21 protein-coding genes are annotated in these 24,914 nt (G+C 47.3%); 14 read left to right on the top strand and 7 right to left on the bottom strand.

The window, feature by feature from the left end:
- Window positions 1-20: 20 nt before the first annotated feature.
- Together VT06_RS05685 and VT06_RS05680 are read right to left on the bottom strand one after the other, a co-directional pair.
- The gene (locus VT06_RS05685; RefSeq protein ID WP_046553301.1) at window positions 21-665 is read right to left on the bottom strand and encodes a response regulator transcription factor; all 645 of its coding nucleotides are present in this window, start codon (window positions 663-665) and stop codon (window positions 21-23) included.
- Window positions 658-1,800, bottom strand: a complete 1,143-nt coding sequence (locus tag VT06_RS05680) for a sensor histidine kinase (RefSeq protein ID WP_046553300.1) — start codon at window positions 1,798-1,800, stop codon at window positions 658-660. Before VT06_RS05680 ends, VT06_RS05685 begins: the two co-directional genes overlap by 8 nt.
- A 127-nt stretch (window positions 1,801-1,927) precedes the next feature.
- Here VT06_RS05680 and VT06_RS05675 point away from each other — a divergent pair, with 127 nt between their 5' ends.
- The 4 genes from VT06_RS05675 to VT06_RS05660 all read left to right on the top strand — a co-directional run bounded on the left by VT06_RS05675 (window position 1,928) and on the right by VT06_RS05660 (window position 6,724).
- Window positions 1,928-2,692, top strand: coding sequence for a hypothetical protein (locus tag VT06_RS05675; protein ID WP_046553299.1), 765 nt, complete (start codon window positions 1,928-1,930; stop codon window positions 2,690-2,692).
- 48 nt (window positions 2,693-2,740) lie between these two features.
- Window positions 2,741-3,550, top strand: coding sequence for an SDR family oxidoreductase (locus VT06_RS05670; protein WP_152658984.1), 810 nt, complete (start codon window positions 2,741-2,743; stop codon window positions 3,548-3,550).
- A 135-nt stretch (window positions 3,551-3,685) separates the two neighbouring features.
- Entirely contained in the window at window positions 3,686-4,648 is a 963-nt protein-coding gene (locus tag VT06_RS05665) for a sugar phosphate nucleotidyltransferase (RefSeq protein ID WP_082122454.1), read from the top strand.
- Between the two features lie 198 nt (window positions 4,649-4,846).
- Window positions 4,847-6,724 carry a hypothetical protein gene (locus tag VT06_RS05660; RefSeq protein WP_046553298.1) on the top strand — a complete coding sequence of 626 codons (1,878 nt, stop codon included), beginning with the start codon at window positions 4,847-4,849 and terminating at the stop codon, window positions 6,722-6,724.
- 104 nt (window positions 6,725-6,828) lie between these two features.
- Here the strand turns inward: VT06_RS05660 and VT06_RS05655 are convergent, their stop codons facing one another.
- Both VT06_RS05655 and rpmE read right to left on the bottom strand, forming a co-directional pair.
- Window positions 6,829-8,070 carry a malic enzyme-like NAD(P)-binding protein gene (locus tag VT06_RS05655; protein ID WP_046553374.1) on the bottom strand — a complete coding sequence of 414 codons (1,242 nt, stop codon included), beginning with the start codon at window positions 8,068-8,070 and terminating at the stop codon, window positions 6,829-6,831.
- 549 nt (window positions 8,071-8,619) lie between these two features.
- On the bottom strand, window positions 8,620-8,832 hold the full coding sequence (gene rpmE / locus VT06_RS17775) for a 50S ribosomal protein L31 (protein WP_082122453.1): 213 nt from the start codon (window positions 8,830-8,832) through the stop codon (window positions 8,620-8,622).
- A 203-nt stretch (window positions 8,833-9,035) separates the two neighbouring features.
- Here rpmE and priA point away from each other — a divergent pair, with 203 nt between their 5' ends.
- The 5 genes from priA (at window position 9,036) to VT06_RS05630 (ending at window position 14,193) form a co-directional block, all read left to right on the top strand.
- Entirely contained in the window at window positions 9,036-11,210 is a 2,175-nt protein-coding gene (gene priA, locus VT06_RS05650) for a primosomal protein N' (protein WP_046553297.1), read from the top strand.
- Window positions 11,211-11,282: 72 nt separating this feature from the next.
- Entirely contained in the window at window positions 11,283-11,858 is a 576-nt protein-coding gene (locus VT06_RS05645) for an SPOR domain-containing protein (RefSeq protein ID WP_046553296.1), read from the top strand.
- Between the two features lie 58 nt (window positions 11,859-11,916).
- The gene (gene hslV / locus VT06_RS05640) at window positions 11,917-12,435 is read left to right on the top strand and encodes an ATP-dependent protease subunit HslV (protein WP_046553295.1); all 519 of its coding nucleotides are present in this window, start codon (window positions 11,917-11,919) and stop codon (window positions 12,433-12,435) included.
- Window positions 12,436-12,446: 11 nt separating this feature from the next.
- Window positions 12,447-13,784, top strand: coding sequence for an HslU--HslV peptidase ATPase subunit (gene hslU / locus VT06_RS05635; RefSeq protein ID WP_046553294.1), 1,338 nt, complete (start codon window positions 12,447-12,449; stop codon window positions 13,782-13,784).
- 40 nt (window positions 13,785-13,824) lie between these two features.
- The gene (locus VT06_RS05630; protein ID WP_046553293.1) at window positions 13,825-14,193 is read left to right on the top strand and encodes a gamma-butyrobetaine hydroxylase-like domain-containing protein; all 369 of its coding nucleotides are present in this window, start codon (window positions 13,825-13,827) and stop codon (window positions 14,191-14,193) included.
- Between the two features lie 28 nt (window positions 14,194-14,221).
- Here VT06_RS05630 and VT06_RS05625 read toward each other — a convergent pair whose 3' ends face one another.
- Window positions 14,222-16,213, bottom strand: a complete 1,992-nt coding sequence (locus VT06_RS05625) for a bifunctional diguanylate cyclase/phosphodiesterase (protein ID WP_046553292.1) — start codon at window positions 16,211-16,213, stop codon at window positions 14,222-14,224.
- A 164-nt stretch (window positions 16,214-16,377) separates the two neighbouring features.
- On the opposite strand from VT06_RS05625, the gene rraA reads away from it, so the two are divergent.
- Together rraA and VT06_RS05615 are read left to right on the top strand one after the other, a co-directional pair.
- Complete coding sequence (rraA, locus tag VT06_RS05620) at window positions 16,378-16,863, top strand: ribonuclease E activity regulator RraA (RefSeq protein WP_046553291.1); 486 nt, start codon at window positions 16,378-16,380, stop codon at window positions 16,861-16,863.
- Between the two features lie 29 nt (window positions 16,864-16,892).
- Window positions 16,893-17,975, top strand: a complete 1,083-nt coding sequence (locus VT06_RS05615; RefSeq protein ID WP_046553290.1) for a formimidoylglutamase — start codon at window positions 16,893-16,895, stop codon at window positions 17,973-17,975.
- On the opposite strand, the gene VT06_RS05610 is transcribed toward VT06_RS05615, so the two are convergent.
- Window positions 17,972-19,441 (bottom strand): bifunctional diguanylate cyclase/phosphodiesterase, encoded by a 1,470-nt coding sequence (locus VT06_RS05610; RefSeq protein ID WP_046553289.1) that lies wholly within the window; start codon window positions 19,439-19,441, stop codon window positions 17,972-17,974. The genes VT06_RS05615 and VT06_RS05610 overlap by 4 nt on opposite strands.
- 77 nt (window positions 19,442-19,518) lie before the next feature.
- Entirely contained in the window at window positions 19,519-20,742 is a 1,224-nt protein-coding gene (hutI, locus tag VT06_RS05605; protein ID WP_152658983.1) for an imidazolonepropionase, read from the bottom strand.
- A 157-nt stretch (window positions 20,743-20,899) separates the two neighbouring features.
- Here hutI and hutC point away from each other — a divergent pair, with 157 nt between their 5' ends.
- The 3 genes from hutC to hutH are packed head-to-tail and all read left to right on the top strand — an operon-like array spanning window position 20,900 to window position 24,842.
- The gene (gene hutC, locus VT06_RS05600; protein ID WP_046553288.1) at window positions 20,900-21,628 is read left to right on the top strand and encodes a histidine utilization repressor; all 729 of its coding nucleotides are present in this window, start codon (window positions 20,900-20,902) and stop codon (window positions 21,626-21,628) included.
- A complete protein-coding gene (gene hutU / locus VT06_RS05595; protein WP_046553287.1) occupies window positions 21,628-23,301 on the top strand; it encodes a urocanate hydratase in 1,674 nt (557 codons plus the stop codon). Before hutC ends, hutU begins: the two co-directional genes overlap by 1 nt.
- A 5-nt stretch (window positions 23,302-23,306) precedes the next feature.
- Entirely contained in the window at window positions 23,307-24,842 is a 1,536-nt protein-coding gene (hutH, locus tag VT06_RS05590) for a histidine ammonia-lyase (protein WP_046553286.1), read from the top strand.
- The last annotated feature ends 72 nt before the right edge of the window (window positions 24,843-24,914 follow it).

The following is a 24,914-nucleotide window of genomic DNA, read 5'->3' as shown; positions in this document are numbered from 1 at the left end:
GCTTAAATCAGACTGAAACCCTAGCTGATTAGGCCGAGCTCCAAGGCCAGCAACACTGCCCGGGTGCGATCCCGCACACCGAGTTTTGCCAGAATTGCAGAACACTGGTTTTTTACAGTGCCTTCTGATTTATAAAGCGCAGCCGCAATTTCTTTGTTGCTGTAACCTGCGGCCATCAATTGCAGAATTTGCAGCTCTTTATCGCTAAGAGGCTCCTGCGGTGCCGGCATAGTAAAGTCAGTGCTGTTGCTGCGCACCGAGCTCAGCAGACGCTCGGTAATATTCGGCGCGAAATAGCTACCCCCTGCAGCTAATATGGTAATGGCTTGTACCAGCGTATCCAGCGACACATCTTTTAGCAGAAAACCACGGGCACCCAGTTGAATACTGTTTAGTACAAGTTCATGCTCATCAAAGGTGGTTAGAATAAGCACCGGCGTAACCACCCCAGCCTGCTTTAGCGAGGCCAGCGTTTGCACACCATTCATGACAGGCATGGAAAGATCCAGTAAAATAACATCCGGCTGTAGCTCACTGCAGGCATTCAATACGCCTGAGCCATCAACACATTCTCCTATCACTTGCACCTTGCCTGATAAACCGAGCAGGCTGGTAATGCCGTCCCGAATCAGTTTCTGGTCATCGACTAACAATACTTTATGCATCGCTATTCGCCAGGTATGGCAGGCTAAGAGCTAATTGCATACTCTGGCCAGTGGTGTTAAGCGTCATGCTGCCACCACATTCTGCCATGCGTTCCTGCATACCGGTAATACCATTACCTGGTTGCCAGTGTGCTGCAAGCTTGCCGTTGTCGCTGATGGTCAGCTGCAGTTGCTGCTGCTCAAGCACGGCTCTGATCCTCAGCTCTGTCGCCGTCGCATGCTTTAAACTGTTGCTAATCGCTTCCTGCACTATGCATAGTAAGTGTTGCGCTTGATTAAGATCGTGCAACATGATCTGTGATGCAATGTCCAACTTCACTTTAAGCTGCTCTGGCACCAGGGCTACAAGCTGTTGCAGGGCATCGAGCAAAGATAAATCAGCATGCTGTCGCATGGTGCTAACCGCTTCACGTACGTCAGACAACAACAGCTTGGCCAGCTGATGGCATTTATCTACCTGCACTTTAGCGTCGCCATCGGTTAGATGGCCGGCCACTTGCAACTGGATGGTCAGCGCCGTTAAATGATGCCCAACCACATCATGCAGGTTGCGGGCGATGCGGGTTCGTTCGCTTTGGCGTGACGCTGCCTGCAGCAATTGCTGGGTAGCCAGCAATTGCTGATGTTTATCCGCCAGCGCTTCTTTGGCATTTTGCTCAGCCTGCGTCGCACTTTGCACCATCACTGCAAATAAATGAAAACTGCCATACAACAATGCACTAATCCACATCTGCCGCTGTTCCAGCTTGGCTATCAGGCTAAACCACAGCACCACCACCAGTATCGCTAACAACACAGCGCGACGGTTTGACATAACTGACGGTAACAGCGACACCCAAATAATGGTCAGAATAGCCAGATAATCGAAATACTTCGAGGGTAATAGCAACATCAAGCCAAAAGCACTGACCAATTGCAGCAACAACAACCATTTACCAGCATGATTTTGCAGCCTGACCGGGCCAGCATCTAGTGTCAGAGTAATAAACGCCACGCCATATAACATAAACAACGCTGATACCAACCGCCAAGGCTGTGGCGGTATCAGAAGCTGCTGAATATACAGCGTAATGACAAACACCAGGGCCCAGGTCATTACCCCAGCAAAGGTGGCTAAAGGAAATTTTAGTTTCATCTTCTTATTATGCGTGGCAGGCAAATAACTGCAATAGGCCAGAAGTCATATTCAAAAGTCCTGACTTTTGGCACCTGCGCTGAGTATGGCCCATCGATAAACTGGTGCATCAACCAAGGAGGCTATTATGCTACTTATCCACACCTCACTACTCTATTTACACATTGCACTGGGCTCAGTTGCCTTGTTGCTGTTCTGGTTGCCGGCTTTTGCCCGCAAAGGCAGTAAGTTGCATATTAATGCAGGGCATGGCTTTTACTACTTGATGCTGGTAATAGCGGCATCAGGCATGATCTTGTGTGGCATAGGCCTGCACGACCCTATCGGGATTTATGCCGCGGACAAGGTACTGACCGAGGCACAGCAACAACGGCTGCTGGTATGGCGGATACCATTGTCACAGTTCCTGCTACTGTTGAGCCTGCTAACCTGGGTAATGGTTCGCCATGCTGTTACGGTATTACGTGTTAAAGAAAACAGAGCGGTATTAAGGGGTATCGCATTTCAGGGGCCCAACCTGATACTAATACCCGGCGCTATCTATGTTTGCTGGCAGGGCATTAATATTGGTATGCCACTGCTGATCATCTTCGCTATCGTCAGCATTATCAGTTCACTAAGTATTTGTGCTTATGTCTATAAGCAGCAGATCAAACCGCGACAGTGGATAATTGAACACTTCAGCAGCATGATTGGCTCGGGTATTGCCTTGTATACCGCGTTTTTTGCCGCAGGTGGTCGCCGAATCGTGTCACAATGGCTACCGGGTGAGTGGCAGCTGGTTAGCTGGCTTGTTGCACCGATTATCGGCGTAACCGCAATGATCTTGTTAACCGGCTACTACAAGCGAAAATACAAAGTACAACACAACAAGACTTTACAACAAGGTTAAAGCTAGCTTAATGTCCTGTGCAACACTGGCACAGGACAACAAAATATTATGACCATGACGAGTACCTCTGGTCACAACAAAGTCATTTGGATCACCGGTGCCTCCGGTGGTATTGGCGAAGCGCTGGCCCGCGAGCTGGCGGCCGATGGCGCCCGCTTAATTTTAAGTGCAAGGCGCCATACTGAGCTGGAACGAGTGCGCAGCAGTCTGCCAAATGCCGCACAACATCTGTTGCTGCCACTAGACATTACTGACAACGACGCTATTAGTGCGGCTATCGATGAAATTAAACAACAGATTGGCGGCCTGGACTGGCTCATTAATAATGCAGGAATAAGCCAGCGGGCATTAATCAGCGACACCACCCTAGCCACCGAACGTAAGCTGTTTGAAGTAGATTATTTTGCCCAGATTAATCTCACTCGTCAGGCACTGCCACTGTTATTAGCCGACGGTGGCGGTAAAGTCGTTTTTGTTTCCAGTGTTGCCGGTTTAGTGGGTACTCAGTATCGTGGCAGTTATTCTGCTGCTAAAGCCGCACTGCACTTATGGGCAAATAGTTTACGTGCTGAACTGTTTGAGCAGGGCCTTAGCGTCGCAACCCTATTCCCTGGTTTTGTTAACACCGATGTTTCGCTTAACGCATTAACCGGCGATGGTAGCACCCTTGGGCAAATGGATAACGCGCAGGCCAACGCCATGAGTGCAGAAAAATTTGCTAAGCAAGCGGTAAAAGCACTGCTAAAAGACAACAGTTACATTGTTATTGGTGGTTTTAAAGAGCGGCTAGGCGCCTGGATATCAAGGTTATCGCCAGAATTGCTGTATAAAATTATCCGTAACAGTAAGGTGCGTTAATTGAGAAAGCAGATATTAATAAAGTGTTAAATTACATTTAGTAATAAACACGCTATTAGTTTGAGCTACAGCAAGCCAGGCAGAGTATGCCGATCTATACTTAAAGGTATTCTCGGCCAATATAGTAAGCAAATAATGTCAAGTATGTTAACTGTGTTACTGGCTGGCGGCTGTGGCAGCCGGCTGCGACCGTTGACCCTGCACCGGGCTAAGCCAATGGTACCTTTTGCCGGTTGCTTCAGAATAATTGACTTTGTTTTAAGTAATTTATTGCACTCTGGCTTCACTGACTTACTGGTACTAACCCAGTATCAGGCGGCTGGGCTGGAACAGTATTTACAACAATGCTGGGCCAACCGGTTTTGTCATCAAGGCTTTATGCACTGTTGCAACGCGCCGTCAGACCTGGCTCAGGGCACAGCAGGAGCAGTGGCTTTTCAGCTTCAGCAAATCTACTCTTTGAAGCCAACCCATATTACCCTGTTAAGTGCTGACCATATTTATAAAATGGACTATCGGCAACTGCTGCGTTTTCATCAGCAACATCAAGCCGGCATCACCGTCGCCGCCGTTGCCATTCCAGTAGAGCATGCCCGGCACTTTGGTATTATTCAAACTGATGACACTGGCAGAATGATCGGCTTTATTGAAAAACCTCAGCAAACGCCACCATGCATGGCAAACCGACCAGGTTATGTACTGGCATCGATGGGAAATTATTTGTTTACTGCCAAAGCATTATACCAGACACTGGCTAAGCAGAAGCGTGACCAGCCAATTGACTTTGGCCATCATATCTTGCCAGTACTTTATCAACACCTGCCGGTATATGTGTATAACTTAGCTGACAATGACATACCCGGCGAGCAGTCACTAGCGGGCTATTGGCGAGATGTTGGTACTTTAAATGCGTATTACGCCGCGCAACAAGATGTATTAAATCACCCAGATTGGCTGCAAGGACCCAACCAACATTGGCCCATTCTAAGTGGCCAGTCCAAAACATCAAGACGTCTATCATACCAGTTGTGTAATGTATCGCCCCTTGCCGGTGGCAGGCCTTGTTATCAGAATACGTTGTTAGCAGCAGACCAGTAACGCTAATTACCCCTAACATGACCTGAGCTTAAGCGCTAGGTATTATTTTTTGCTTCAAAAAACGCTCTCTATCTTGCTCGCTGTCTAAGTAGAGGCCATTATTTTTTACGTTTAATTGTTAACAGAAATGATTGCAATACTACTCAATTACTGCAAAATGCCAAGCGTAAATTTTAATAAGAAAAAAAGGAAGTAGTAATGGCCTATGATTATGGCAGTGAATCCTTAGGGATCCGCAACCCCTTTAAAGTAGAGGGGCTGTTTAGAGCAGTCAGGGGCTTTTTAATTACCCTGTTAGGGGTTTATCCGCTGCTACAAGTTATTAGCGTGGTTCAACAAGACAAAGTGCTAGCCTGGATTTATGCCGGTGTTGGTTTCCTGTTATTATCCGGTGGCCTCAGAGCATTAGGCGGTGGTGTTTTTCAAATGTTCCGCTTCTTTGTCGGCCGAAGTGTGCCAACGTCGCTTGCGCCAAACTACAGTAAATCAGAACGGGAAACCGCTAAGCTAGAAACCCCACATTATAAAAGCATTGATTTAGAAGAAATGCTCATGGGCCGCAAGAATAAAACCTTTGTTGAGCCTGATGGCTTTATTTCACGCTTCGTTCATACGATAGTGACTAAGCTAATATTTTTACCCTACCCACTACGAAATCTGGCGCAACGTTTTTCTGGTGCCATTATTGCTACTGGTGTCGCATTAATTGCTTATGCATTAACAGCTTTTGTTTGCTTGACCGGTTTAGTCGGCACAACAGGCGATATTTTATTACCCCTTTTCTCGTTTTTTTTAGTAGTCTATTTAATTCTAACCTGGCGCACAGCCAGTACTGTTTATCGCAATGCCGAACGTACCATTGAAACCCAAGGCACGCTTAAGCTGGCCAAAATCATGACTTTTGCCATTTTAGCACCGGTAATTTTAGGCTTTACCATTAACTATTTACTCCAACAACCGGATATTGCGCAAGTGGTTTCCCGCTTGGAATTATCTGCTTTAGAAAGCTTTGCCTTACTACCACAGTTATTGTTGGTACTAGCATTTGCTGCTATTAGCGCTGGTTTAATTTTTATTTTATTAAAACAGAGAACGGCTTTGGTTGAGGCACAAACCAAAGTGGCGGAGTATCGTGCAAATTGGCAGGAGAATATTCATCCGCGCGAGTTATTTGTCAATATTGATAATATCGTAATGGCAAATCGTCGTTATAAGGAAATCCCTAATCGAGTCTATCGCGAGTTAAACCCTAACTTAAACGAACAGTCGGAAAGTAAAGGTAACTTTAGTGGCGAAATGATGGTTGAAACTCAGCCAGAATATGCGCCGTTGACTCACACCGTTTTATTTAAACAATTACGCATTATTGCCACTGCGATTGGTCAGGTATTACTTTTCGTTGGCCCGCTCATTTTGTTTTACCTAATGTTTGAAGCAAAAGACGTATTAGCATTATTTACTGCGTTAAGTAATAGCAGAGACAACAGTGCTGCAGCTGAGCAACTGGCTATACAATTGTTTAACGAAAGCCAGTTTATTTTAAGCTTATTATTTAGCTGGTTAATTTGTCATAGCTTTGGGCGTTTATTACAGAACTACAGCCATACTTTCTGGGCAGAACTTAACTTTAATTCACTGTTAGTCTATTTAAAATGTGAAGGCACTTATACCGAAAGCAAACTGACAACCGGTAAAGGTATTTACGATTCAACAGCCTCTGAAAACTATGTGATGCGTTCATCTTTAACACCGTGGATTATCAGCTCACGTATTATGTCCAGTACGTTTGCAGACAGTGGAGCCAAAAACGTTGAGCATCCCAGACACATTTTAGAGATGAATGATAACCCACGAGAGATGCAGTCCATTATTGATGATATTCGCAGCTTCTTCTCTGATCGTGAAACTATTGCCAGTATTAAAAATGAACAAGACTTGGCTAACACCAACCAAATTCATCAAATAAACCAACAATCCCGTGCTATGCCGGTAACAGCCGACAACACGACTCTCGCCACCCCACAGCAAGATGCTGATGCCAGCGCAGCCTTGCCGTTAGCACAAAGCATAGACTAACGACTAACGCTATCGCTAAAAAAAACCTGATACTCTGTCGCTAAATAACCAGAGCATCGGGGTAATTAATTACAGCGTAAAAAAACCAGCAGACTTAATGGCTGCTATTGATAATAATTCTCTGGCAAGTCAATCCTGGCCACACCCGAGGCTATGGCGGCTTCTGCCACTGCGCGGGCAACACGGGGCAACAACCTTGGGTCCATTGGCTTGGGAATAATATACGCTTTACCAAATGCCAACTTATCTATTTGCGCGGCTTGTAATACTTCAGCCGGTACCGGCTCTTTGGCAATAGCGCGAATGGCGTTAACTGCAGCAATTTTCATTTCATCATTAATCACACTGGCCCTAACATCCAGAGCACCGCGGAAAATAAACGGAAAACACAGCACGTTATTTACCTGATTAGGGTAATCAGAGCGACCGGTAGCCATAATGAGATCATTTCGCGCAGCATGGGCCAGTTCCGGTTTAATTTCCGGATCGGGGTTAGAGCAGGCAAACACAATCGGATTAGGTGCCATTAGCTTTAAGGCTTCGGGCGGCAGTATATCGGGCCCAGACACCCCGACAAACACATCCGCGCCACTCAGTGCATCTTGCAGTGTGCGTTTGTCAGTATTATTGGCAAATAGCAGTTTATACTGGTTTAAATCATCACGCCGGGTATGTATAACCCCTTTAGTGTCCAGCATATAAATGTGCTCGCGCTGCGCGCCACATTTAATCAATAACTCCATACAAGCAATGGCTGCAGCACCAGCACCCAAGCAGACAATAATAGCATTTCTGATGTCTTTACCCTGAATTTCCAGTGCGTTTAACATACCCGCGGCGGTCACAATGGCAGTACCGTGTTGATCATCATGAAATACCGGTATTTTACAACGCTTAATCAGCTCTTTTTCAATTTCAAAACACTCTGGCGCTTTAATATCTTCCAGATTAATACCACCAAAGGTATCAGCGATATTGGCAACGGTATTAATAAACTCTTCGGTGGTGCGATGGCTTACCTCAATGTCAATCGAATCAATATTCGCAAAACGCTTAAATAATAGCGCTTTGCCTTCCATTACTGGCTTGGAGGCCATCGGGCCTAAATTACCCAAACCAAGAATAGCCGTACCGTTGGTAATGACCGCGACCAGATTACCTTTCGCTGTGTATTTATAAACATTATCGATGTCAGCAGCAATTTCGCGTACTGGCTCTGCCACGCCTGGGCTGTATGCCAGCGCTAAGTCTTTTACCGTTTCTGCCGGCTTACTAATTGCAATACTAATTTTGCCCGGGGTTGGCTCTGCATGATAGCGCAGTGCTTGCTCTTTGAAATCTGACATCTGGTTTTCCTGCTTTTTATGAGTGAGGGTAACTTTTGTTTTTTGTTTTTTGTTTTTTTGTTTTTTTGTCTTATCTGGCAGCGGAAGCGTGAGCATCACAGTACGATCTTAACAGCGCAGCTCAGGCTTACTGACCATACCACTTTAGTCTTAGTATCAGTTGTTATAGCAACTTCAGCAGCAATCGCCAAGCCCTTCAGCTGCCAGTAATGAACTGATAACATTAAAAATTGCGTTTATTCGCCAGATTAGTGGCAAAGCTGCTGGCTAATATTGCAAAAATTATGACTGGATAACAGTAAATATTACAGCGGCACGGGGAGTAAAGCACAACTAATTCAGGCGTACAGGCATTTTAATGTAAAAACGGTTATTGCATGTTTAGCCAATGTCTAGCTAATGTACAGATAAACATTAGCAATAAAACATATTAATTATTATTTTTTATTTATGCCGACTTTTGGCTGAAAAACCAGCGAACATAAAAAAAGCACCTGAAAAGGTGCTTTTTTTATGTTCGCATTACGCTTAACACAGCGTTTTGGCCAATTAACGATTGCCCAATACCGCAAAACGTTTTTTGAAACGGTCAACACGGCCGCCAACATCTAATACTTTCTGCTTACCAGTATAAAACGGGTGGCAGCTTGAACATACGTCCAAGTGAATATCTTTGCACAGTGCAGAGTGCGTTTTAAAAGTGTTACCGCAAGTACAGGTTGCAGTAATTTCTTTGTATTCTGGGTGGATACCTGGTTTCATGGGTTACCTCGTTAGGCCGTATCGCTATCTGGTCATCATGTGCCAGACACCATACGTAATTACAGTTTATTAAGGGCGCGTAGCTTAATAGATAGCCATCAAAGTTTCAACTGGCAAACCCACCTATTTGCCGCTTTGTTTTACTTGGCAGCAGCCAAACAGCACCTTACACTAAGGCTGGTTAAACTTAAAGGATTTAAGCTGTGTCTGTTATTCGCGTTGCACTGCCTTTGCCCCTGCGGCAACACTTTGATTATTTGCTCAATGCCAACCAGCAAGTAACTATTGGCAGCCGGCTGCGGGTTCCCTTTGGCAAGCGGGAATTAATTGGTATTGCCTGGCAACTTAACCCGGTTGACCATTATCCGCTTGCTCAGTTAAAACCAGTTATTGGGGTTGTCGACCAGCAACCGGTATTAACGGAAAAACTGCGTCAGCTTCTGTCGTTTGCCGCTGATTATTACCATCATCCGTTAGGTGAAGTATTAACAGCTGCGCTACCGGCACTGCTGCGGGAAGGTAAAAACCTGGCAGACTATCAGCAATACGCCTGGCAGTTAACCGACACCGGCTACATCGCGACAACCAACGATTTTAAACGCTCCGCCCGCCAGCTGGCATTGTGGCAAACGTTAAAAGACGGCCCGCTACCTGAAAGCGAACTGTTAAGCAGTCATTCCCGCCAAACGCTTAACCAATTACAAGCTAAAGGCTTGACTACACGGCAGATTTTGCCACTAAAGCCGTTTAATCAGCAAGGGCTAAAACAGCCAGCGCTGCAATTAACGGCAGATCAGGCGCTAGCGGTTACGGCCATTAACCAGGCGGCAAACGGTTTTAAGTGCTTGTTACTGGAAGGCGTTACCGGCTCTGGCAAGACCGAGGTTTATCTGCAGGCTATCGCTCCTTTGCTTGATACCGGTCAGCAAGTATTAGTAATTGTACCGGAAATTGGTCTTACACCCCAAACGCTGGCACGCTTTCAGAGCCGCTTTCAGGCGCCAGTGTTATGCTGGCACTCAAACCTGACTGACACCGAGCGCCTGAACTGTTGGCGCCAAACCCAGGCAGGCAGTACCGCTATTGTTATTGGTACGCGTTCGGCGTTATTTTTACCTTTTGCCAAACTCGGCTTAATTATTATTGATGAAGAGCATGATCAGTCGTTAAAACAACAAGACGGTTTTCGATACCATGCCAGAGACTTGGCGATTAAACGCGCCGCCATTGAACACTGCCCTATTTTGCTTGGCTCCGCCACACCATCACTTGAGAGTATTTATAACTGCCAGCAACAGCGGTTTATTGCACTTACTTTACATAATCGTGCAGGTGGCCAGGCTATGCCGCGCTATCAACTGGTCGATTTAAAACAACAGGTGCTGCAGTTTGGTTTGGCCAGCCAAACGTTACAATATATGCGCCAGCAACTGCAGCAAGGCATGCAGGTGATGTTATTTTTAAACCGGCGAGGCTTTGCGCCAGCGCTGAGTTGCCAGGAATGTGGTTGGCTAACCGAATGCCATCGTTGCAGTGCCTTTACCACCTACCACAAACAAAGTCGTCAGTTGGTTTGCCACCACTGCGGCGCGACGAAAGCCGTGCCACGACAATGTAAGCAATGTGGCAGTGCCAGATTGGCACCGGTTGGCCAGGGTACTGAGCAACTGGAAGAGAATTTACAACAACTGTTTCCTGAGGTTGCTATTACCCGACTTGATCGGGATACCACCAGGCGCAAGGGCGCTTTACACAGTGCACTTGACAGCATTAACCAACCCGGGCCACGGCTAATACTGGGTACCCAGATGCTGGCAAAAGGTCATCATTTCCCTTTTGTTACGCTGGTGGTAATCGTCGATGTTGACGGCGCCTTGTACAGCAGCGACTTCCGGGCGCCAGAACAATTAGCACAGTTGCTGACTCAGGTTGCCGGGCGAGCCGGACGCGGCAGCAACCCTGGCTCGGTGTTGCTGCAAACGAATTACCCCGAGCATGCCTTGCTACAAGACATTATACAAAATGGGTATGCCTCATTTGCCCGCAGCGCCCTACTCGAACGCCAGCAAACCCGACTACCACCGTGGCAGCATTTGGCTTTATTTCGGGCTGAAGCGCTGCAAGGGGCGCTGTGTCAGCAATGGTTAGCTCAGCTGGCCGCTCTGGCGAAAACGTTGCCAGGGCTGGAGCTATTGGGTCCGCTTAGCTCACCAATGGAAAAGCGCGCTGGCAAGTATCGCTGGCAGCTACAGCTATACAGTAAACAGCGTCCTGCACTGCATCAGGCGCTGAATATTTTACTAGCTGAGTTGCAAAGCTGGCCATTAAGCCGTCAGGTAAAGTGGCAACTGGATGTTGATCCAGTCGATTTGAGCTAATTATTTCTTTTTCAAGCCAAGCAGGTAGAATAGCGCCAGTGAATTCTTAAGTTAGGTTGTTAAGCTGTCGTTATGCCGCAAAAAGATTACGTAAAAACTGCCCGCCCTAAGCCCAAAGCAAAACCCAAAGCCAGCAGTGCGCGCCGGGGCAACGCCAGATCGGCACCACAAGCTCGCTGGCCCTGGCTGCTGATTATTATTACGGTCATGCTGCTACTCAGCTTTGGCTGGTTTTTATGGTACTTAAAACAACAACCTGAAAGCGTGCCTGCGCCTGCAGCAAAGGTGACCAGTACCAAGCCGGCAGCCGATGATTTACCAACCAAACCTGTCGCTGAACCTTATCAATACATTAAAGATTTGGAAAATAATGAAGTTCAGGTAGACGTTGACTTAAGTAAGCTCGAACCACAAGGCCCTTATCAGATGCAATGTGGCTCATTTCGCCAGGCAGAGCAAGCTGAAGCCATGCGCGCTCAAATTGCCTTTGCCGGTTTTGCCTCAATAGTACGTCAAACCAAAGGCAGTAATGGCGTGTGGTTCCGGGTAGTATTAGGCCCTTACGATTCGAAGCGTCAGGCCACGGCTGATCGCAACCGGCTACAACGACAGAATATCAATGGCTGTCAGATCTGGAACTGGACTTGAAAAATCAAGTAGCCAGCCACATTTAAGCCCTAGGTTTATTCGCCATAGGGCAAAATTAATGACAACTATCGTATCTGTACGCCGTAATGGCCATGTTGCTATTGGCGGCGATGGCCAGGTGTCTTTGGGTAATACCGTAATGAAAGGTAATGCCCGTAAAGTCCGTCGACTTTATAACAACAAAGTGCTGGCCGGGTTTGCCGGTGGCACCGCTGATGCCTTTACCTTATTTGAACGCTTTGAAGCAAAACTTGAAATGCACCAGGGCCATTTAATGCGCGCCGCCGTTGAACTGGCTAAAGACTGGCGCACTGACAGAATGTTGCGCAAACTCGAAGCATTGTTGGCAGTGGCTGACGAAAACTGCTCGCTGATCATTACCGGTAACGGTGACGTTATTCAACCCGAGCATGATCTGATTGCTATTGGCAGTGGCGGACCTTTTGCCCAGGCTGCCGCCACCGCACTGCTGCAAAATACCGAACTTAGTGCCCATGACATTGTTGAAAAAAGTTTAAAGATCGCTGGCGATATTTGTGTCTACACCAACCAGCACCACACCATTGAACAACTTTAAGCAGGTTTATTATGTCTGATATGACACCCAGAGAAATTGTCCACGAACTGGACCGGCATATTATTGGCCAAAGCAAAGCAAAACGTGCTGTAGCAATTGCCTTGCGTAACCGGTGGCGCCGGATGCAGTTAGAAGTAGGTTTACGGGCTGAAGTAACCCCAAAAAATATTTTGATGATTGGCCCAACCGGCGTGGGTAAAACCGAAATAGCCCGGCGCCTGGCAAAGCTGGCCAACGCACCTTTTATTAAAGTAGAAGCGACTAAATTTACCGAGGTCGGTTACGTCGGCAAAGAAGTAGAAAGCATTATTCGTGATCTTACCGACAGCGCTGTCAAAATGCTGCGCGAACAAGCTATTGCCAAAAACCGCTTTAGAGCTGAAGAAGCGGCAGAAGAGCGAATATTAGATGCATTATTACCTAAAGCACGCGATAGTAACTGGGCAGAAGCCGATAACCCACCAGCAACCGATAACAACACCCGGCAAATTTTTCGTAAAAAACTACGGGAAGGCCTGCTAGATGACAAAGAAATTGAGCTGGAATTTGCCCAAAGCCAGCTTGGGGTAGAGATTATGGCGCCGCCAGGCATGGAAGAAATGACCTCGCAACTGCAAAGCATGTTTCAAAACCTAGGTAACGATAAAAAGAAAAAACGTAAGCTAAAAATTAAAGATGCGTTTAAACAGCTGATTGAGGAAGAAGCTGCCCGGCTGATTAACCCGGAAGAGCTAAAAGCAGAAGCACTGGAAGCGGTTGAACAAAATGGTATTGTATTTCTGGACGAAATTGACAAAATTTGTAAGCGTGGCGAAACCAGTGGTCCCGACGTATCCCGCGAGGGGGTTCAGCGCGATTTACTGCCACTGATTGAGGGTTGTACCGTCAATACCAAGCATGGCATGGTAAAAACTGATCATATTTTATTTATTGCCTCCGGTGCCTTTCAGATGTGTAAACCCTCTGATTTAGTGCCAGAGTTACAAGGCCGTTTGCCTATAAGAGTGGAACTGGAAGCCTTAACTGCCGCCGATTTTGAACGTATATTAACCGAACCTAAAGCGTCATTGACCGAGCAATCGATAGCTATGCTAGCCACCGAAGGTGTGCATATCAGCTTTAGCAAGGAAGGTATTAAACAGATCGCCGCAGCCGCATTTCAAGTGAACAAAACCACTGAAAATATCGGGGCGCGCCGGTTGTATACTGTTATAGAACGACTACTTGAAGAAATTTCTTACGACGCCGGTGACCGGGCTGGTGAGCATATTGAGATAACCGCCGACTATGTGCAGCAACATTTGGGTGCACTGGTAGAAGATGAAGATTTAAGCCGGTTTATTCTGTAATTGATGATAGGCTTTTACTAAAAATGAGACATAGTAATTGATGACTTTGTGTACTTTGCATTACCATCAGCAACGCCGTTTACTGGATCTAGTGTTCAGTAACGGCGAAATAAAAGTATTGTCTGCTGAGTTTTTGCGGGTGCACTCGCCTTCAGCTGAAGTGCGTGGCCATGGACGGCCAAAGTTAGTGCCAAATAAACGTCAAGTTGCCATTAGCAGCATAAGCCCGGTTGGCCATTACGGCGTGAAGCTACATTTTGATGATGGCCATAATACCGGTTTATATCACTTTAGTTATTTGTGTAAACTGGCCGAGCAGCAACAACAGCTTTGGGTTCGTTATCTGGAGCAACTAAAAGCCGCCAATGCCAGTCGCGAAAGCCTGATCACTACCCGCATCAGGCATTAGGCATTACACCGAGACAACTCTTGTAACATTAGCAAGGGTAAGCACGAAAAAAGGCTAAAGCTTCTGCTTCAGGTAAGGGTTTAGCAATGTAGTAACCTTGCACCGCATCGCAAGACAATTTGCGCAACAGATCTAGTTGCTCAATCGTTTCAACACCTTCAGCCAGGATACGTTTCCCCAAGCCATGTGCTAATTGAATCATGGTTTTGACAATCATCATGTCAGAATCATTTGTGGTCATTTCCATCACAAAACTGCGATCAATTTTAATTTTTTCTATTGGCATTTTGCGTAGATAGGCAAGAGAAGAATAGCCGGTACCAAAGTCGTCAATCGATACTTTTATACCCATTTGCTGCAGCTCCAGTGCAAAGTTAGAGCCTTTTTCCATGTCCTGCATCGCGGTATTTTCCGTCACTTCAAGTTCAACCATTTCAGGTGAGACAGAAAATTGCTGCAATAACACCTTTAATTCCTGCTTTAGGCCTTCCTGTTCAAAATGAATTGGCGACATATTAATTGCCAACGGAATACGCACACCTTGTTGCTGCCAGCGCTGGATACTGGCAATGGCATTACGCAGTATAAGCAAGTCGAGAATTTGACTTAAACCAAGTTGTTCACACAACGGTAAAAATTGTGCAGGCATTAACAAGCCACGCGTTGGATGCTGCCAGCGCACCAGTACCTCAAAACCTTCCAGTAAATTACTGCGCAAGCTCAATTGCGGCTGATAGTATAAGACAAACTGGTTTTCATTTATCGCTTGCAGTAATTCACTTTCCCAGGCCAGCAACCGGGCCGTTTCTTCTTCCATACCGGCCTGATAACTTAACCAGCTTGCCTGTAATCGTTTTGCTTGATGAAAAGCAATGTTGGCTTGTTGCAGTAATTGTTCAGCACTGCTGGCAGTTTGCGGGTATTGCGATAAGCCGATACTGGTAGTCAACTTTACCGGGCCACTGTCCAGCAGAAAAGGTTTTTCTATCAATTGTTGAATGTGTTGCAGCGAATACTGCAGCTGTTTTTCATTCACTACATCGCTTAGCACCAGTGCAAAAATATCGCCGCCGGTACGGGCTATTAATGCCGGTTTAACGATACTTTGCTCAAAGCGCCGAATAACATCCCGTAAAATACGGTCACCTTGTTTTAACCCCACTGACTCGTTTACGTTTTTAAATTTATCCAGCCCCAGCATCACCAGGTGTAAGGTGTTATTGCCCTCAATACTAATAAGATGCTGTAATTTACTTAATAATGCATCACGATTAAGTGCGCCGGTTAATTGATCGTGCTGATCCAGATAGCGGGTTTTTTCAGTCAGTTTAATATTAGTACTGCGCTCGTTTTCCTGCAACCAGATAACCAATGAAAAGCCCAGGGTAACCAGTAGCGTTAACTCGATACTTTTATAAATAAATATTTGTTTAAGTTGGTAAAAATTTTCAGTTGGCAGCAGCGCATTTAGCAGATACAACAGCCCCCAACACACTAACATGACCGCCGCTAAACGTGACCCTAAGTGTCGAGTGGAATGTTGCCATAACCAGCCGCCGGCAATAAGTAACACCAAGCCCCCAATAATAAACCGCAGCGTATTCTCTATAAAAGACTGCCATGGCGTTAAGGCGGGTAGTAGCTGCGGCAGTAAGCCTCCGGTAAACGCCAACAGCACTATAGGCATAAAGTAGAGACGGGCTGGACCGCGCAGTACAGGGTCAAGGCGGTCCTGAATTTGCAGCCTTATACTCAATAGCATTAATAAAGCAAAACTATAAAAACCAACATGCACTAAAAAGAGCAAGGGAAGTTTGGCCCAGGTGCTACCGAGCGGCGTGGCGTTTAGCAATAAAATAGCAACTTGATAGCCGGCAAAGGCCAGAAAAGCCAGCAGCCAATATTTCAGATAGGTTTGTTGATAAATTTTTAAATAATACCAAAACAGTAACGCCATAAGTAACGCTAACCCGGTTTGGGTTATGTACAGCGAAATTCTGGCAAATATTTCTATTGGCACGTTCTGCTCTCGGTTGGCTTAGCCACTGCACCTTAACAAACAAAATGCTTTGGCAGCAATACTTTGTTGCTGCTAATAAGCGCCAATAGCGCACATTAATTGCTTGAGCTTGCAAGGCATAGCGCTATACTGTGTGAAAGCTTATTCGGCCTTTGGAGCCTCACATGGAATACAATACTTCAGAACTTTGCGATCTTTATGCTGACCAGGTTGATGTTGTTGAGCCTATTTTTGCTAACTACGGTGGCAGACGTTCATTCGGCGGGCAAATTCGTACCATAAAATGCTTCGAAGATAACGGCTTAGTGCGAAAAGTACTGGCTGATGATGGTATTGGTAAAGTATTGCTCATTGATGGTGGTGGTTCGGCGCGTCGTGCGCTGATTGATGCCGAACTGGCTAACTTAGCGGCCAGCAATGGTTGGGAAGGCATTGTTTGTTACGGCAGTGTCCGCGATTTGGATGCTCTGGAAGACTTCGAAATTGGTATTCAGGCGGTTAATGCCATTCCTATTGGTGCCGACGATCTTGGCTTTGGTGAAATAGAAGTACCGGTTAATTTTGCCGGTGTTACTTTTTTACCTGGCGATCATTTATATGCTGACAGCACCGGCATAATTATGTCACCTGATGCGCTGGATATTGAATAAACCACTGAATTAGCCGATTAAACACCATAATGTTACAACGTTTTTCTACTGCCGAGTTAAACCACTATTGCCAGCCCAGGCCCGGCGAAACCCGCCTGGGCCAACTGGTACAATTGCCCGATGTAAAGCTGCCTTACCCTGAACTGCTAGCACAGCATAAAGCCGCGGGTGGGCAATTTGTGTTGCTTGGTATAGCGGAAAGTATTGGTCCGCGAGCTAACTTAGGACTCGCCGGCGCCGAGCTTGGCTGGCAGGCTTTTCTACAACGATTTTTAAACTTGCAGCATAACGACAGCATAGCAACCTCAACAATTTTACTGCTTGGCCAAATCGACTGTGCTGATTTGCAGCAGCAAGCAGCAACATTGAGTAATCAGCAGCCTGCGCACCTTAGCCGCTTACGTCAACTTTGTAGTGAGCTGGATCAACGGGTTAGTGCTCAGATAGTACCTATTTTTGCAGCCGGTTTATATCCCATCGTTATTGGTGGCGGCCATAACAATGCCTACCCCTTGTTACAGGCACTGGCAGAGGTGAGCAAACAGCCGGTTAATTGCGCCAACTTAGACCCGCATGCTGATTTTCGGCCACTGGAAGGCCGGCACAGTGGAAATGGTTTCAGTTATGCCAGTAAAGCCGGCTATTTAGGGCATTACACGGTATTGGGGCTTGATCTGCAAAAAAATTCAGCACAAAGCCTGGTCTTATTGCAGCAAGCAGGCGGGCACTACATCAGTTACCAGCATATGTTTATTCAGCAGCAGTGTAGCTTCCAGCAAGCATTAGATAAGACCATCGCACTAAGTTGTCAGGCTAGTGCCGATATTGCAATTGAACTGGATACCGACAGTATTCAGGCGATGCCGGCTAGCGCATTAAATTATAGTGGCATCAGTGTGGCTCAAGCGGCTCAATTTGTGTTTCAGTTAGCGCGATTGCCACGTGCCCGTTACCTGCATTTGGCCGAAGCGGCGCCAGCGTGTCATCCGGCTGGCCTGGATGCCGGCCTTAAGCAGTGTGGTCAGGTGCTGGCGACGCTGGTGTTGGCGTTTATTAGTGGCAAGACAATCCAACCCGCGACTAGCTTAACAAGCACACCGCAGGCTGACTAACCTAACGGATGCCGATGTTGCCATTGCCGCAACCAGGCTGGGAACCCACTTAAATCAAATGGCTGCGAGTACCAATAGCCCTGCGCGCGATGACAGCCCATGCGCAGTAATCTATCTTCAACTTCAGCGCCTTCAACACCTTCAGCAATAACTCCTAATCCCAGATTACGGGCCATATCAATAATAGCGCCTGTAATGGCAAGATGGGCCTCAGTTTTATGTAAATCACTGATAAAACTGCAATCTACCTTAACGTACTGTATGGGTAACTGCCGCAGATAAGCCAGTGACGAGAAACCAGTACCAAAATCGTCCAACACCAGTTCAATACCTAGCTGATGCAGACGCTGCATCATGCCCATAGTGCGAACCGGCTCTGCCAGCAGGGTTTTTTCGCTGACTTCCAGCATCAACTGTTGTGGTTTCACCTGATATTTTGCAAATAATAGTTCCAGCTCGTCAATCAGCTCATCATGCAGTAAATCTTTACTGGAAATATTGACCGCTATTCGACTGGTTAACTGCTGGGCAGACAAGCTGGCAATGGTTTGGATAGCGTGCTCCAATACCCATTGAGTTAACGGGTAAATCACGCCCATCTCCTCTGCTAGCGCTAAAAATGCCTCAGGAGCCAGCAAGCCTTTTTGTGGATGACGCCAACGAACCAGCACTTCAGCAGCCAACACTTGGCGGCTTTGCATATGCATTTGAGGCTGCACAAACAATACCAGCTGATCAGTGTCAATGGCCTGACGCAATTCAGCCATTAGCGCTAATTTCTCAGTGGTATAATTTATCATCTCAGCAGAAAATACCGAGCTGGCACCGCGCTGCCATTGATAATGCTGCAAAGCAAGGTAAGCCCGCTCTAATAATTCATTCAGCTGAATGCTATGCTCAGGATAAAATGAGATGCCCACACTTAACCGATAATCAATAGCACAACCATGCACCAGCATCGGCTGTGGCACCGTTTGCTGTAACTGTTTGGCCAAAAACTCGGCGCGTGCTGGCTGACTGCCAACATCGAGCCAAATAGCAAAATCAACACTCCCCAAATGGCATACCCGCACCGGTTGCAACTGCCGATATTCAAACGTTAAAATTTTGCTTTCTGCCGCCAACCGATCGTTAATACGCTGGGCTATCTGAGCCAGAATTAAGTTACTGTTGCTATGGCCCAATAACTGATTGATCTGATCGAAGTTTTCCACTTTAAGCAGAATTAAGGCAAATTGTTGCTCAGGTGCCATTTTTAAAATGGGCTCAAGCTGCCGTTGAAAAGCATATTTATTTGGAAAACCGCTAATATCATCATGTAACGAGTAAAAGTTTTGCAAGTCAGGCTGTTTGCGCCTGGCAAGGCGCAGATCGCGTTTTAACTTAATAATATAAATAAGTGTCAGCAACAGCAGTAACAGTAAGGCTATTTGCAGCATTGTTGGCTCAGCGAGATTAACGAACATAATACCACCACACTTACTTTTCGCCGGTTGATAAGTGCTGACAGCTTACCCCAAATTGACCACTTGTAAAGTAAGCGCTACGGCACTCTAATTTGTTTACCATTGATAATCAGTTGCTTAAGAGAATTCACCCCAAACTGATAACACAACTCGGCTGGTTGGGAGATTTGATAACAGCCAAAATCGGCCCGCAGGCCGAGTGCCAGCATACCGCGATCAGTTAATCCCAGCGCCGTGGCGCCATGCCGGGTAACCCCCATTAACGCCTCTTGTGGCGTTAAACGAAACAAAGTACAGGCCAGGTTTAACATCAGTGGCAGTGAACACAGCGGCGAAGTACCTGGGTTAAGATCGGTAGCCAAGGCCATAGCAACCTTATGCTGACGCAGTAAGTCAATGGGAGGTAATTGCGTTTCCCGCAGAAAATAATAAGCACCCGGTAGCAATACCGCGACGGTCCCCGCCTGCGCCATGGCCTTAACCCCGGCTTCATCCAAAAACTCAATATGGTCAGCCGATAAACCCGCAAACTCGGCAACCAGCGCACTACCGCCCAGATTAGACAGCTGTTCGGCGTGGGCTTTTACCGGCAATCCAAGGGATTTGGCACAGCGAAATATCTTACGGCACTGTTCAACCGAAAAACCAATACCCTCACAAAACACATCTACCGCATCAACCAGTTGCAGCTGCTGCAACGTAGGCAACATCTGGCACACTGCGTCAATATAGTCATCGGGGTTATCACTGTACTCTGGCGGCAAGGCATGAGCGCCCAGAAAGGTTTTGCTGATATTAATTGGATGATGTTGTGACAGCTCTACCGCCACTTCAAGAATTTTCTGCTCATTAGCTAAATCGAGGCCGTAACCCGATTTAATTTCAACCGTTGTTACCCCCTGTGCCAGCAAACTGTTTAACCGATCTTTGGCCAGCTCAAACAGCTGCTGATGGCTGGCATGGCGGGTCGCCATTACCGTCGACGCAATGCCCCCACCCGCTGCCGCTATTTGCTGGTAACTGGCACCTGTTAACCGCATTTCAAATTCATTAGCGCGGTTGCCCGCGTAAATCAGATGGGTATGACAATCAATTAAACCTGGCAAAATCCACTGGCCCTGCACATCATAAAGTGGTGTAGCCAGCGCATCAAATTGCGGTAAGTCAGCCCGGCTACCCACAAAAACAATGATACCGTCTTTAATAGCCAATACGCCATTTTCTATGCTGCCATAGGGCGCTCCATTGTCGGTCATGGTGGCAATATTGGCATTAATCCAGATGGCATCAAACTGCTGCATGGCGTTCTCCTGTGTACTCATTACAAATAATATTACAGCAATAGCTTGTATATACAACCAAACTGCAGTATTTTTTATGGCGCTATCCTTTATAGCATCATTGGTATTTAGCCACTTTTTATTTAATCACTTTTTACTATGCAAGCGTTGAGGTGTTATGGCGGTAGCCAAATTTGCCGAGATAAAAGAGTTTATGCTCAGCCAGATTGAAATTGGCGCCTGGCCAGAGCATAGCCGGGTGCCGTCTGAAAACGAGCTGGCAGAGCAATTTTCCGTAAGCAGGATGACCGCCAGACGGGCACTGCAGGAATTGACCGAGCAAGGTATTCTCTACCGAACTCAAGGAGTAGGCAGTTTTGTTGCGGCGCTAAAATCACAATCGTCATTGTTAGAAATTCGCAATATTGCCGATGAAGTGCAAGCCCGGGGTCATGCTTACAGTGCCCGCTTATTGCAGCTGACTGAACTGCCCTGCCCCACTATTATTGCCAGCGCCCTGGGCTTGCGACGAAACGACCCGGTGTACTTTTCGCTCATTGTGCATTTAGAGAACGCCTTGCCACTGCAACTGGAAGCGCGTTATGTCAGCCCACTGCAAGTACCTGATTATATCGCTCAGGACTTTAGCAACCAGACGCCGCATCATTATCTTAGCCTGATAGCACCGCTTACCGAAGCCGAGCATACGGTCGAGGCGATTTGGCCAGACGATTTTACCTGCAAACATTTGCAGCTTAGAAAAGCCGAACCCTGCCTGCGCCTGACGCGTCGCACGTTTAGCCGCGGCGGTGCTGTCAGCCTGGCTTATTTAACCTCACCTGGCAGCCGCTATCGTCTTGGCAGCCACTTAAATTTTGTGTTACCGACCACAACGAGAGAACCATAATGAATGATCCCCGACTAGATAACAGCCGGGTGGTTCGCGCCGCCCGGGGCACTGTAATAACGGCTAAAAGCTGGCAAACCGAAGCGGCCAAGCGGATGCTGATGAATAACCTTGACCCAGACGTCGCCGAGCATCCACAAGCGTTGGTAGTATATGGCGGTATTGGTCGTGCTGCCCGCAACTGGCAATGCTTTGATAAAATAATTGAAGTACTCGACCGGCTGGAAGATAACCAAACGTTATTAATTCAAAGCGGCAAGCCAGTGGGAGTATTTCCAACACATCCTGATGCACCGCGGGTATTGATTGCCAATTCTAACCTAGTGCCGGCCTGGGCTACCTGGCAGCATTTTAACGAGCTGGACCGAAAAGGTCTGATGATGTATGGCCAAATGACCGCAGGCTCCTGGATCTATATTGGCACTCAGGGCATTGTGCAAGGTACCTATGAAACTTTTGTCGCAATGGCTAAAGCGCATTTTGCAGGCAATGCCCACAATAAATGGATTTTAACCGGTGGCCTCGGTGGTATGGGCGGAGCCCAGCCATTAGCCGCTACCATGGCGGGTTTTCATATGATTGCCTGTGAAGTAGATGAAAGTCGCATCGATTTTCGGTTAAAAACTGGCTATCTGGATAAAAAAGCCTCATCGCTGGACGATGCTTTAGCGCTATTGGCGCAGGCCAAAGCCGAGGGTAAACCTACCTCAATTGGTTTGCTGGCTAATGCAGCAGATGTATTTGCCGAAGTAGTTAATCGCGGCATTACCCCAGATGTGGTTACCGACCAAACCTCAGCCCATGACCCGCTAAACGGCTACCTGCCGCAGGGCTGGAGTATGCAAAAAGCCGCGCAGCAACGTAAAACTGACGAAGCAGGGGTGGTTCAAGCAGCCAAAGCAGCTATGGCGGTTCAAGTGCAGGCAATCCTTACCTTGCAGCAGCGCGGTGCCGTGGCGACTGATTACGGTAATAATATTCGCCAGATGGCGCAAGACATGGGCGTAAAAAATGCTTTTGACTTCCCGGGTTTTGTACCGGCGTATATCCGGCCTTTATTTTGCGAGGGTATTGGCCCTTTCCGCTGGGTGGCCTTGTCGGGCGATGCTGAAGATATTTATAAGACTGACGCCAAGGTAAAACAGCTGATCCCGGATAATCCGCAGCTGCATCATTGGCTGGACATGGCGCGCAAGCATATTCAGTTTCAGGGGTTACCGGCTCGTATTTGCTGGATAGGCTTAAAAGACCGGGCACGCATCGCGCTGGCTTTTAACGAGATGGTAAAAAGTGGCGAGCTAGCAGCACCCATTATTATTGGCCGTGACCACCTTGATTCGGGCTCGGTAGCCAGCCCCAATCGCGAAACCGAGGCGATGCTCGATGGCTCTGATGCGGTATCAGACTGGCCATTGTTAAATGCTCTGCTTAACACCGCGGGTGGCGCTACCTGGGTGTCATTGCATCATGGTGGTGGTGTCGGCATGGGTTATAGCCAACACAGTGGTGTGGTTATTCTGGCCGATGGTACCGACGCTGCGGCTGCACGCTTAGGCCGCGTGCTGTGGAATGATCCTGGTACCGGCGTTATGCGCCATGCCGATGCGGGGTATGACATCGCCATCGCGTGCGCCCAAGAGCAAAACTTAGATTTACCAATGGTAACGGAGTAATTAATATGGCTTTTCAACTACATTTAATCCCTGGGCAACTCACCTTGGCGCAGCTACGACAAATTCAACAGGGGCCAGTGCAACTTACGCTAGAACCTACAGCCATTGCCGCCATTAACAAATCAGCGGCTTGTGTTGCTAATATTATTAAACAAAATAAAGTGGTGTATGGCATTAATACGGGTTTTGGTTTACTGGCCAATACCCGGATTAAAAACGAAGAACTGGAACTGCTGCAGCGCTCAATAGTGTTATCGCATGCCGCAGGCTTTGGCGATTTTATGGACGATAGTACAGTACGGTTAATGCTGGTACTAAAAATAAACGCCCTGGCCCGGGGGTTTTCGGGTATCCGCTTAAGCGTTATTGAAGCCTTGATACAACTGGTTAATGCGCAAGTATATCCGTGTATACCCATTAAAGGCTCTGTCGGTGCCTCAGGCGATTTAGCACCGCTGGCGCATATGGTATTGCCACTAATTGGCGAAGGTGAAGTCAGTTATCAGGGCCAGCTATATGACGCAATTGAAGGCTTAGCCATCGTGGACATGGCACCACTCACCCTGGCGGCGAAAGAAGGGCTGGCACTACTTAATGGTACTCAGGCCTCTACCGCGCTAGCGCTAGAAGGATTGTTTCGCGCAGAAAACTTATTTGCTGCCGGCACCGTTATTGGCGCCATGAGTGTCGAGGCGGCGCTTGGCAGCCGTGCGCCATTCGATAGCCGAATTCATGCGGCCCGTGGCCAGCGCGGTCAAATTGACGCCGCCACTATTTATCGGTATTTATTGACCGAGCAATCAGCAATTGGTAATTCGCACCAGGCCTGTGAAAAAGTACAAGACCCTTATAGCTTACGCTGTCAGCCACAGGTAATGGGTGCTTGTTTAACACAAATACGTCAGGCGGCTGAAGTATTGGCGGTTGAAGCGAACGGTGTTACCGACAACCCGTTGGTGTTTGCCGATGAAGGCGACATTATTTCTGGCGGTAATTTTCATGCAGAACCGGTTGCCATGGCCGCCGACAATTTAGCCTTAGCGATTGCTGAAATTGGGGCCATATCAGAACGGCGAACAGCGCTACTGATTGATGCCAGTTTAAGTAAATTACCCCCTTTTTTAGTGCCTAACGGCGGTGTAAACAGCGGTTTTATGATTGCACAGGTTACCGCAGCCGCCCTCGCCTCTGAAAATAAAAGTTTAGCCCATCCAGCCTCAGTTGATAGTTTGCCTACGTCGGCTAATCAGGAAGACCATGTGTCGATGGCCACGTTTGCCGCGCGCCGGTTGGCCGATATGAGCGAGAATACAACGGGTGTACTGGCAGTGGAGTATTTAGCTGCGGCCCAAGGGTTAGATTTTCGCGCGCCGTTAAAATCCACTGCTTCGATAGAAAACGCTAAAGCACTGTTGCGAGCCCAGGTGAGTTTTTATCAGCAAGACCGCTACTTTGGGCCAGACATTGAAAAAAGCGCCAGCCTGATCCGCAGTGCAGTTCTTAACACGTTAATACCAACATCATTACTCAGCAGTTTTTAAGCTGTTATTTTTCTGCTCTGCAACAGGCGTAACTTTATGATACGCCTGTCTTGTTTTAGCTGATTTAGTGGC

The organism is Arsukibacterium sp. MJ3 (assembly GCF_000987765.1).
In the GTDB taxonomy this organism is placed as follows: domain Bacteria; phylum Pseudomonadota; class Gammaproteobacteria; order Enterobacterales; family Alteromonadaceae; genus Alishewanella.
Note: the sequence above shows the minus strand (reverse complement) of the source record. Positions and strands in the feature narration are given on the sequence as shown.